Consider the following 10,723-nt stretch of genomic DNA (forward strand, 5'->3'; position numbering starts at 1 on the left):
ACGAGCCGCCGTTCACAAGCGTCGTTGAACCGACATTCGGCGGACGGTTCTGCAGTCGTTACCGGACATCCGCACGCGCAGGCAATATGGGACGGGTAAAATTGCCCTGCAACGTCTGATGGGTGCGGAACAGAGGAACCCGCGCCGACCGATAGGAGGCTCAAATGGACTTGGCAGACTTCATCGAGGCCAACATTAAGACCTTGGTCGACGATTGGGCAGCCGCTGACACGGTTAGTGAAAAATTCCGGCGGCAGAATTTTATGCGTCTAGTGGGATGCGGAGGTCGGGTAGTCGCTACGCTAGTCAGGCGTCGAACGCCCCTTCACTCCGCACAGCCAGTCATCCGAGCGGGCGTACTTCGCTGTCCACCGAGGTCGAAATCCCGCCTTTCGGTGCGGCTATATTCTCAGAAGATTCAGTTATTAATCTGACATTACCAGCTGACGTGGGTTCTAAAATCACCGATATACATCTCACTAGCGAGATAACTTCAACGCTGCCTGCACTCCGTTCTCCATAATTTCTTCGGCAAGTTGTGGGTCTGACACAGCGCGAGCAATCTGAATAGTACCGACCATTAACGCAAAAATAGCTGCTGATTGACGTCGACTTTTGGCGGACTCAGGTTCAGGGAGGAACATTGCCAAGCCTCCAATGTATGAGCGGTACGCTTCCTCATACATTTTTTTTGTCGATTCAGATTGACGACCAATCTCGGGCAGCAAGGCCGCGGAAGGACACCCCTCATCACAACCTAACAGATGCGATCTATTGAGATAACGGCGAATAGCCTCTTCAATATTGGCTGGGCCTGTCCTATCATTCGTTAGTGCAGAATGCTGATCATTCAATGCGCTTGAAAGGGCCTCTTTGACCAAAGTCTCTTTAGAGTCAAAGTGAGGATAGAAGGCACCGTTTGTCAGTCCTGACTCAGCCATAATTCCGGCCAGACCTGATGCCGCTATCCCATCTCGTCGAAATCGTTTTGAAGCGACCTCAATGATGCGCCTACGCGTACTTTCCTTATGACCTTTTTCAAAACGCATAAATTTCACCAATCAATTGAACAACTGATACCTATCGTGTATTGTACCTTGCGCTCCTGTGTACGAGGTCATGCCGCGGCCTCTTCCAGAACAGCACGAAGATCTTTATCCAACTGCGTGGCAACATCGTCAATCTCCTGGCTTTCAAATTGTCCAAACATCGAAATGGGTCGGTCATACTCAAAAGACACCTCGCCGTGCAAATCCTCACGAAGAAGAACACGAATGGGTGCATAAAGACCCGCTGATATATCGTGCTTCGTCATTTTTGATGCAGTAAGAGGATTACCAATATCGTATTGAATTGAATTACGTCGCGGACCCGCAATTCCCAATAATGCGCCATGATCTCGAAAGCCAAAGATCGAAAGAACGGGCAACGCCTCAAGTTCTTTCAATGCGCGTACAGTTTCGCCATAACGCAGTAGAGTGAAAATGCCGTCATCGATACGACTAACTAGCCCTTCTAACTTGGTCCGGACCACAGAAAACGAATTATTCGAACGAATAGTGACGTGCTCCACAGTAATCATTTTTACTTCATAAATTTTCTTTGACATATCAATCCTTCAGATGACGCAGCCTTCAAGGCTGCGGAAATGGTGAGCGCTCTGTTTTAGAGCTGCGATTAGATAGGTGCGGACAACGTACCCAGCACCGCTTCTACGCGACGAGCGACATACAGAAGCGCTCTGTCTCGACCGAAAGGACCGTCGAGTTCAAGGCCAATCGGCAGTCCTTTATTGGATAGGCCAATTGGAAGACTAATGCCTGGAAGCCCAGCCGCGCTTGCGGGAATAGTGTTGTTCGCAATTACTAGCTGGCTCATCTCTTGACCACCCAGCAGTATCTTGTCCTCCTGCCCGATCATTGGCGCGGGAACCGGTGTCGTAGGCAGCATCAGCGCCTCAGCACCGGTGCTCAGGAATGCTTGGGCATAGCGACGCTTTATTTCTCGGCGTTCGTCCGACAGCGCAGTGTTATAGACCTCGTCGGAGATGTACCCTGGCCCGTTCGGGAGCACCAAATGAGTCCATGCATTCTTCAAGCCTGGCTTCAGGCCATCAACGATGTCGTCGAAGGTGGTGGGTACATTGTTCTGACGGATGAATTTTTCGACCGCAGCCTTGGTCTCACGGAAGAAAATATTCCATGTCGCAGACAAAGCACGGCTAGAGAAATCTTGTCCAAGATCGACCTCCACCACATTGGCGCCAGCATCGCGTAACTGACGAAGGGTTTCATTGAACCGCGCTGCTACTTCAGGAGCAACCAGCTCCAGATATTGATGCGGCGCATAGGCCAGCGTTACGCCCTTAAGATCAGAATGCGCGTTGGCGTCGGGGGTCTCATCCCGGGTTACGACTCGATCGATCAGAATGCAGTCTTCCACGCTTCGGGCAAACACACCGGTGGTATCAAGCGTATGAGAAATTGGTGCAACGCCACTACGAGGCCAACGGCCAGTGGTGGGTTTGAAGCCGACCACACCGCAGAACGATGCCGGCACACGAATCGAGCCAATGGTATCCCCGCCCAAGGCGGCCGGCACGATACGTGCCGCTACGGATACACCACCACCGCCGGATGATCCGCCGGAGACGTAATCTACGTTATGAGGGTTCTTCGCTTGACCGTAGGTTTCGTTGTGACCGGTCAGCCCAAAGGACATTTCCACCAGATTGTTTTTTCCGAAAACGATGCCGCCACCGTCTCTGATTGCCTGCACCGCATCGGAGTCATGCTCTGGTACAAAACGATCCAGAGTCGACAAACCAATGGTTGAGCGGAGCCCCTCCGTGAGATAACTATCCTTGATCGCGACGGGCACACCAAGAAGCGGTGCGGTTGCCCCTGAGGCGATGGCCTTATCAGCCTTCCTCGCAGCCTCCAGTAACGCATCTTCGTCAATCGTAATGAACGCGTTCAGGTCGGCGTGATCTCGCGCCCGCTGCAGCAGCGCGCTCGCATACGACTCAGACGAGATTTCACCCTTTCGGATGGCCTCAGCAGCTGCAGCGAGACCAAGCGATGCAAGCGCGTCGGTCTTGGGTGTACTGGTCGCTTCATTTCTTTCCTGCATGGCATAACCTCACTTATTTAAAAACTCATGGCTGGTTTAGTACCCACCCCTTGGGGTGCCATTGAATTATGATCGTACTTACATATTACGATCATAATTTAAAAGGCTGGCAGGTGCAAGCGCTGGGCATCGGTAGGGGCATAGAGATGCGAGACCGGCACTTGGAAGACGGCGGGAAGGCGTCGAACTGAGCGTGCCAGTTCGTGCCAGCAAGACACGAAGGCCAGGCTTTCTGAGGCACATCCGTGCCTCGTTCGAGCGCGCGGTGTTGACTCGAACCACTCCGGTGGCCGTCGAGCCCATCGCGCTCAAGCCAACGACGCTGCCTCTTGACAAATATACTTATATGCCCCTATTATCGACGCAACTCTTCAGCCAGATTCGATCCATGAGTCAGAAAGACCTTTCTCCGGGAGTCTGCAATAGCACAGCCATTCGCAAGGCGGGACGCCATCTGGGGCGGTTTTACGACCTGTGTATGGCGCAGACCGATTTGCGGATAACTCAGTACGCGATCTTGAATCTGCTTGCCACGCGGGGAGTGCTCACCATTGCCGAGTTGGCCGAATCCCTAGTCACCGATCGAGCGACGATGGGACATAACATGCGCCCACTTGAGAGAGATGGATTAATCCTAATAACGGTCGGGAAACACGACCGCAGGGAAAGGGAAATCACCTTGACCGACGCCGGACGGGCGAAAGAGGCTGCCGGCAGAGTCGCCTGGGAAAAGGCCCAGCGTCAATTCGAAGCGGCCTTCGGTAAAGAGGATGCATTGGCGATGCGCCGGATAATGCAACGCGTCACCACCTTGGATCTAGAAGTCCCTGAGTAGAAAAATTCAAGCAGCAAAGCCGAAATCATCGAGCGGGCGCACCCACGTCCTCAAGATGCATCGATAATATGGGCATATAAGGCTATTTCATGATTGGGAAATTTTTTATCCGACACTTGTTCGGGATGCTAGTGGCAGCGGCTGCGATAAATACCGCGGTTTATGCCCAAGACAAGTCATCCGACGACGGAGAGCCTGTTCGCGCGTTGTTCTTGACGCAAGTCGACGCAGAGAACGCACACGATATCGCCAAACTCAACAGCGTCTTGGCCGACAGTCCCGACGCTGAAGTATCCCCGGTCTCGTTTGTCGCGCGAGCCTATCAGTTCTGGGGAAAGAAAGAGGTTATGAAACATTTTGACGAGACCTTCAAAGGAACATGGCATCTCGAGCCCGATATGACGCGTAGCCGCGTGGTCATGCTGAATGCGGTAACGGCTCAAATCTATGTTCCGACCAAAGTGACGCTCGGGGCTCCTGGCAAAGATGCCGCTACTGCGACCTACCTGATCAATCAATTTGCCGTGCGCACGTCGCAAGGCTGGCGATTTACGGCGATTCTTCCCGTACCCGCGCAATAAGGAGAAAGCATGATGAAAACGCCTTTCAAAGCCGCACTGCACTACGCGGCTACTTGTGCCGCACTGCTTGCATCAAGTGCCTGCATCGCAGCCACTACTTTTACCGAAGCAGATCGGCAACAGGTGCAGGATATTTTTGCGCGGCAGGCTCAGGCAGCGACAGAGCACGATCTTGATGCATTCAATGCGGTCTTCGCTGCGCCGAATGATCTTGGAGACCCGGTTGTCTTCGTAGCGCGGCCGTACCAATTCTGGGGAAAGCCAGCCCTTATCGACCACTTCCGCGAAACGTTCAAAGGCGTTTGGAAATTCGAGCCTGATCTGACGAAACTGCGCGTGATTCCCTTGACTCCGGACGTAGTCCAGCTCTACGCCCCCACCCAGATCACATTGGGGCATTCGACCGCCGATGCACGCACAGCACCGTACCTTGTCTATGAGGTTGCGGTGCGCACCGCGGCCGGCTGGCGGATCAGCTCGATCGTTCCCATCGCAGCACAGTAATCGTCGAATCCAAGAAGAACGGAAATGAAGGCTGCCGTGTATTATGAAAATGGATCGCCGAATGTGTTCCGCTATGAAACGGTTGATGAACCGGCATGTGGTCCTGACGACGTACTGATAGAGATACGAGCCATCTCCATAGAAGGAGGCGATTTAATCAATCGAGAAATTCGTCCTCTGGTACGTATTCCGCACATTGTCGGCTATCAGTGCGCAGGGATAGTCAAGGCGATCGGGGAGAACGTACGCGATCGCCAGCCGGGAGACCGTGTTGTAGCAGTTCTTTCATGGGGATCGCACGCACAAAGAGTGGCGACGCCAGCCGCGGACACATGGCTGATTCCCGACTCCCTCGATATGACTATCGCCGCCGCCGTACCTGTCGCGTGGGGCACTGCACACGAGTGCCTTTTTGGCGCAGGCGATTTAGTCAGCGGACAATCGGTACTGATTCATTCAGGAGCAGGTGCACTAGGATTGGCCGCGATCCAACTGGCCCATCGTGCCGGAGCTATCGTGTATGCCACCGCGTCAGATGACGCACGCCTTTCGCGTCTGAAGTCCTATGGCATGACGGCCGGAATAAATTACGTCACAAATGATTTTGTGAAAGAGGTCGCGGCACTGACGGATGGCCGAGGCGTAGACCTTATTCTCGACAGCGTCGCAGGAAGTACCCTGGCGCGTGGAGTGCAGGCGTTGGCATATAGAGGGCGGATTATTACGGTTGGAGTTTCTGGCCGAAATCAGGACAAGCTCGACCCGGTAAGCCTTTGGCGGGGAAATCAGAGCCTTCATGGCGTCTTCTTTCCTACGCTGTTGGACTCCGAGCACGTTCGTACTCATGCAAACGTGCAGAGTTTATTGGAGCGTGTTGCGACGGGGGAGCTGAAAGTTGTAATTGATAAGAAATTTCCATTGCAAGAAGCCCAGGCCGCACATGCCTACGTGATGTCCAGGCAGGCCTTTGGCCGGGTAATTATGTACCCGTGAACGGATGCAGCGTAGCTAGTTCATTGGATAAAAACCCGCGCCACGTTGTATAGAAATCTTAAATGGAGAAAATTTACATGACCACGATTGCCGAAAATACCGAATTCGTTACTCTTATTAATGTATTCACGGTCGAGCCAGCGAATCAACAGGAGCTCGTCAACCTGCTTGCACGTGCCACCGATACATCTGTGCGCCACGTACCAGGCTTTATTTCCGCCGCTCTTCATAGCAGCGTCGATGGCACGAAAGTGACAATGTATGCGCAATGGCAAAGCGTCGAACACTATCGAGCAATGCGTTCAAACCCGGTCGCGTCACCGTACCTGGAGCAGGCGCTAGCCATAGCGAAGTTCGATCCAGGGATGTACAACGTGGTGAAGATCTTTTCCCCGACGTCGGGACCCAACGGTGGCTGATTCGCGACGGTGATGACGTGCAATTCGGAGGGTCGCAAGAGGCTAAAATCCGACGCACTCGACTTCTGAGAACGGCGGTGCTTATCTAGCCATTCGCTCTTACCGTCAGCCGATGTTGAGACCATGTTGTCGTCCGAACTGCCAGGACACGCCACCGCCGTATGTGATCGCAACGATCTTTTGCCCTAACCGTTTCTCGATAACAGGCTTCCACGGCACCAGCGAAAAACCCATGCGACGTCCTGCTTGACACGAATTTGCTGTCTCAGGCACGTCCAACGACTGATGTCAATCAGGAAGCGGCCATGTCGTTCGCCTTGGCTGGACCGTCCCTTGTGGGTCGGCTAGGGACGACCGCATCGGGCAGTGCCCGGCCACCTGGCGAAGTCCAAGACGCTGGATCGAACGTCCGAACCCCGGCCCAAATTGGTCATCCAGATTCGGTGCTGGCGTGGACCGGCAGAGCATCGGCGGTTCGGCCCATCGTCCTTGCGCTCTTGATCGCGACTCGCGAAAGGCCGCGCAAGCCCGTTTCCTCCTCGAGGCTGCTGGCGAGGAGGATCGGGAGAGAGACGGGCCGCAATCCGTAAGGGTTCGTAGACGGCAGGCCGCAGATCGACGCGCAGTGTCCGGAATCATGGCGTATCCGACATTGTGACGGTGGCGCGCCGGGTGCCAGAATCGGCTGGCTGCATCTGAACAGGTCGATGCCGCACGAGTTCGATCAATCACCAGGAATTCCGAACACCATGCCCTATCTGCAGCTAGACGTGAACGACCACTATTCGGTGGAAACAAAGCAATTGCTTGCCGCCAAATTGAGCGAGACCTATGCGCGGATGATGTCGGTCGATATTCGGCGTATCAGCGTCGCGATCCGGGAACTGGGACAAGGCGGCGTCTGGCGTATTGCCGACGCGGGCGAAGCGCCAGTCCCGGTCGCCGTGATGATGCTGGATATCCGACGGGGCCGCCCGCCCGAGCAGCGCATGGAAGTGGCGCAGGCGCTTTGCGCGCATTGCGTGGAGATTCTCGGCGTGCGCGAGGACCGGCTCAATGTCGAATTTACGCAGCATTCCGGCGACGAGATGTACCATCCGGCGCTTGGCGGCTACAGCCCGGAGTGGACGCCCGGCGAGCAGTAGATCGCGGGTTGCGCAACAGCTTGCCCGACCAGACACTTCATCGACGGAGACCTCCTCATCATGCGTGTAGGTATCGCCGGAATCGGCAAGATGGGCGCTGCGATCGCGGCGCGTCTGAAGGACACGGGCACGGACGTCGTCGTCTGGAATCGCTCACGCGCCAAAGCGGAGGCGACCGGCTTGCCAATGGTCGATACGCCTCGCGCACTCGCCGAGCAAAGCGACGCGGTCGTGTCGATCCTGTTCGATGCGGCTGCGGTACAAGCCGCGTACCAAGGCGAGGACGGGCTACTGGCCGCAGCACGGTTCGCCCGCATGAGCAGGAGGCGCTGGCGAAGGGCGTCAGGCAGGCGGGCGGGACGTTCGTCGAGTGCCCGGTCGGCGGTACGACGGGGCCGGCGCGCACCGGCCAGCTGCTCGGGCTGGTAGGCGGCGACGCGGCTGATTGTGAGGCTGCGCGCCCCGTGCTGGAAAAGCTGTGCCGCAGGATCGAGCACGTGGGCCCGGTGGGTGCCGGAGCCGCAGCGAAGCTCGCGATCAATCTGCCGCTGGTCGTGTTCTGGCAGAGCTTTGGCGAAGCGCTTGCGCTCGTCCGTCATCTTGGGAAGGACCCAGCGTGGCTGGTGCAGTTCTTCGCGGACACCGCCGGCGCGGCGAACGTGCTCAAGGCACGCTCGGGGCCCGTTGCGGCAATCCTTGCCGGCGACAAAACGATCGACGCGACATTCGATATCGATTCGATGCGCAAGGATCTGCGCTCCATGCTCGACGAAGGTCAGGCGCGCGGCATTGCCTTGCCCACGGCCGCGCAGGCGCTCATCGCGATGGACGAAGCGAGCGCTCACGGTTTGGGCAAGCAAGACTGCGCGTACCTGTCCGCCTATTGGCTCAACAAGTCCTAGTTCACGAGCGGCGCGACGCCCGAGGCTCGCTGTATGGTCTGCGGGGGTTGCCCAAACGCGCGCAAGAATGCCTGGCGCATGCGCTCGCGGTCACCGAATCCGGTTTCTCTCGCAATGATTTCGATCGGGTGGCGTGTCGTTTCCATCATCAGGCGCGCGGCTTCGACGCGCAGCCGTTCAACCGCCTTGGCGGGGGATTGCCCCGTTTCCTCCCGGAACACGCGGCTAAATTGGCGCGGGCTCAAACGTGCCGCCTCTGCCAGTCGTTCCACCGACAGATCGCTCGCCAGGTTTTCGCTCGCGTAGGTCAGCGCCATTTGTACGCGGTCCGATCGCGCGTTCAGTTCCAGCAAGGTCGAGAATTGCGACTGCCCGCCGCCGCGCCGTTGGTACAGCACAAGCTTGCGCGCGACCATGCGCGCCGTTTCCAGCCCGAAGTCGCTTTCGACGATCGCGAGGGCGAGATCCACCCCGGCGCTCATGCCGGCCGAAGTCCAGACCTGACCGTCTACGACGAAGATGCGGTCTTCGTCGAGCTGCACGTTCGGATATTGCTTCTTGAAGTCCCGCGCGTGATACCAGTGCGTCGTGGCCCGTTTCCCGTCGAGGAGCCCGGCGGCTGCGAGGACGAAGGCTCCCGTGCAGATAGATGCAATGCGCCGCGAGTGGAACGGTGCGCGACGCAGGAAGTCCACCAGCGTCGCCGATGGAAGCCGGCATTCGTTGTCGCCGGCGACGATCAGCGTGTCATATCCTTCTTTGGCCAGCGGTTCGGTGTTGACCGAAAAGCCCTGCGACGACATCACCGCTCCACCGTGCTCGGACACGATTCGGAACTGGTACACCTCCTCGCCGCGAAGCAGATTCGCGTACTCGAACACGCTCGCCACGGCCAGCGCGAGCGACTGGAAATTTGGGTAAACAACGAGTCCGACGGTATGCATGACGTCCGCCACGTGGATGTCCTGATTGTTTGAATCTAGCATAAAGCGGACATCGTCGCGGGCCGTGGTCGAGGGTTATCCAATGGCGTGATGCGCGGCAGGATTCGGCGCTGCCGCGCTTTCGCCGGCATGCCCATCCATGTCGTGCGACGCGCCGACCGCCCGAAAGTACGACAGGCAGGCGTCGATGAAGGTGCGCACGCGGCGGGGAAGCGAAGTGGATCGCTGGTACTGGAGGCCGAGGGAAATTTCCCCGAGGTTCAAGGCATCGGCCGATCCGACCCGCACCAGGCTGCCCCGCGCCAGGTCGGCGGAAACGGCAAGTTCGGGAAGGATGGCGAGCCCTGTTCCGGCCAGCGCGAGTTCCCGCGCGACCAGTCCGGATACGACGAAGTGCGCATTGCCTACTGAGATCGAGCATGCGTCGTCGTGAAGCTCGAGCGAATCGCGATGGTTCGGATTTGACTCCCTGCCGTCGACGATCCGGTGTTTCGATATATCGCACAGCGATTGCAACGAACCGCTCCTGCGCAAGTACTGCTCGCTGGCGACGAGCACGTATCGCGACGTGAACAGCGCCCGATTGACGACCGTGGTGTTGAGGATGAGCTCCGGTGGATAGAGGGAGACGTCATATCCACTCTCGATCAGATTCAGTGGCGCGTCCTGCATTGTCACGTGCAGCTTGACGCAGGCGGACGTGGCCGAAAAGGCGTTCAGCACGGTGGAGATCCCTGAGGCGACCGCTAGCGGGTGGACGATCACCCGGATCGGTCCGCACTCAGAGATCGTTTCGTCCGTGAGCCGGCGCTCCGCCGTGTCGAGCAATTCGATGATCTGCACGCAGATGTCGAAATATTCCCGCGCGTCCTCGGCCAGCGATACGGTGCGCGTCGTCCGGTTCAGCAGCCGGGTGCCCACGTGAGCTTCGAGCTCGCTGATTGCGCGGGACAGCACCGGGCGCGACACATTCAACAGGTCCGCCGCCTTGGTGAAGCTCTGGAGCTTCGCCACGGCAGCGAAGGCGCGCATGGATTGAAGGTGGTCCATAGGAACTCCGCTTATTCGACGGCTTTCGCCATCTCCTCGATGATTTTCTTCGCGTCGCCGAATACCTATATTCGTCGGCTTTGCTCTGTCATGTCCAGGTTTGTTCCGTCGGTCACCTGCGTGAGGCAAGACGCCGTGCGGATCCAACTACAGGGCCGATTTTGGCCAATCGGGAGTCGCTTCTAAAGGACGAATCTGCAAGGTTTTCGGTCGACGTG

12 protein-coding genes and 2 pseudogenes are annotated in these 10,723 nt (G+C 57.1%); 8 read left to right on the top strand and 6 right to left on the bottom strand.

Translation table 11 applies throughout. From position 1 onward, the window contains the following. Window positions 1-479 precede the first annotated feature (479 nt). The 3 genes from BHE01S_RS37515 to BHE01S_RS35415 all read right to left on the bottom strand — a co-directional run bounded on the left by BHE01S_RS37515 (window position 480) and on the right by BHE01S_RS35415 (window position 3,132). Window positions 480-1,049, bottom strand: coding sequence for a TetR/AcrR family transcriptional regulator (locus tag BHE01S_RS37515; RefSeq protein WP_084069604.1), 570 nt, complete (start codon window positions 1,047-1,049; stop codon window positions 480-482). Window positions 1,050-1,117: 68 nt separating this feature from the next. Beyond that, complete coding sequence (locus BHE01S_RS35410; protein WP_042273066.1) at window positions 1,118-1,609, bottom strand: DUF302 domain-containing protein; 492 nt, start codon at window positions 1,607-1,609, stop codon at window positions 1,118-1,120. A 68-nt stretch (window positions 1,610-1,677) separates the two neighbouring features. Continuing rightward, complete coding sequence (locus tag BHE01S_RS35415; protein WP_042273068.1) at window positions 1,678-3,132, bottom strand: amidase family protein; 1,455 nt, start codon at window positions 3,130-3,132, stop codon at window positions 1,678-1,680. 388 nt (window positions 3,133-3,520) lie between these two features. On the opposite strand from BHE01S_RS35415, the gene BHE01S_RS35420 reads away from it, so the two are divergent. The 5 genes from BHE01S_RS35420 (at window position 3,521) to BHE01S_RS35440 (ending at window position 6,464) form a co-directional block, all read left to right on the top strand. Then, complete coding sequence (locus tag BHE01S_RS35420; protein ID WP_042273082.1) at window positions 3,521-3,967, top strand: MarR family winged helix-turn-helix transcriptional regulator; 447 nt, start codon at window positions 3,521-3,523, stop codon at window positions 3,965-3,967. An 89-nt stretch (window positions 3,968-4,056) separates the two neighbouring features. After that, window positions 4,057-4,548 carry a hypothetical protein gene (locus BHE01S_RS35425; protein ID WP_052406255.1) on the top strand — a complete coding sequence of 164 codons (492 nt, stop codon included), beginning with the start codon at window positions 4,057-4,059 and terminating at the stop codon, window positions 4,546-4,548. Window positions 4,549-4,557: 9 nt separating this feature from the next. Then, entirely contained in the window at window positions 4,558-5,052 is a 495-nt protein-coding gene (locus BHE01S_RS35430) for a YybH family protein (RefSeq protein ID WP_042273070.1), read from the top strand. Window positions 5,053-5,076: 24 nt separating this feature from the next. Continuing rightward, a complete protein-coding gene (locus BHE01S_RS35435) occupies window positions 5,077-6,045 on the top strand; it encodes a quinone oxidoreductase family protein (RefSeq protein WP_042273072.1) in 969 nt (322 codons plus the stop codon). Window positions 6,046-6,122: 77 nt separating this feature from the next. Beyond that, complete coding sequence (locus tag BHE01S_RS35440; protein WP_042273088.1) at window positions 6,123-6,464, top strand: antibiotic biosynthesis monooxygenase family protein; 342 nt, start codon at window positions 6,123-6,125, stop codon at window positions 6,462-6,464. Between the two features lie 105 nt (window positions 6,465-6,569). Here BHE01S_RS35440 and BHE01S_RS37520 read toward each other — a convergent pair. Next, a pseudogene (locus BHE01S_RS37520) lies at window positions 6,570-6,698 on the bottom strand (DUF3363 domain-containing protein); the annotation flags it as partial. Between the two features lie 515 nt (window positions 6,699-7,213). Between BHE01S_RS37520 and BHE01S_RS35445 the strand changes: the two are divergent. The 3 genes and pseudogenes from BHE01S_RS35445 (at window position 7,214) to BHE01S_RS39470 (ending at window position 8,511) form a co-directional block, all read left to right on the top strand. Then, complete coding sequence (locus BHE01S_RS35445) at window positions 7,214-7,609, top strand: tautomerase family protein (RefSeq protein ID WP_042273075.1); 396 nt, start codon at window positions 7,214-7,216, stop codon at window positions 7,607-7,609. A gap of 60 nt (window positions 7,610-7,669) precedes the next feature. Then, a pseudogene (locus BHE01S_RS39465) lies at window positions 7,670-8,052 on the top strand (NAD(P)-binding domain-containing protein); the annotation flags it as partial. Between the two features lie 21 nt (window positions 8,053-8,073). Beyond that, entirely contained in the window at window positions 8,074-8,511 is a 438-nt protein-coding gene (locus BHE01S_RS39470; RefSeq protein WP_052406257.1) for an NAD-binding protein, read from the top strand. On the opposite strand, the gene BHE01S_RS35455 is transcribed toward BHE01S_RS39470, so the two are convergent. Both BHE01S_RS35455 and BHE01S_RS35460 read right to left on the bottom strand, forming a co-directional pair. Continuing rightward, window positions 8,508-9,455, bottom strand: a complete 948-nt coding sequence (locus BHE01S_RS35455) for a GlxA family transcriptional regulator (RefSeq protein WP_042273090.1) — start codon at window positions 9,453-9,455, stop codon at window positions 8,508-8,510. The genes BHE01S_RS39470 and BHE01S_RS35455 overlap by 4 nt on opposite strands. A gap of 75 nt (window positions 9,456-9,530) precedes the next feature. Further along, window positions 9,531-10,505 (bottom strand): LysR family transcriptional regulator, encoded by a 975-nt coding sequence (locus tag BHE01S_RS35460; RefSeq protein ID WP_084069610.1) that lies wholly within the window; start codon window positions 10,503-10,505, stop codon window positions 9,531-9,533. Window positions 10,506-10,723: the final 218 nt, after the last annotated feature.

Origin of the sequence: Paraburkholderia heleia NBRC 101817, assembly GCF_000739775.1 — a bacterium.
Taxonomy (GTDB): Bacteria; Pseudomonadota; Gammaproteobacteria; order Burkholderiales; family Burkholderiaceae; genus Paraburkholderia; species Paraburkholderia heleia.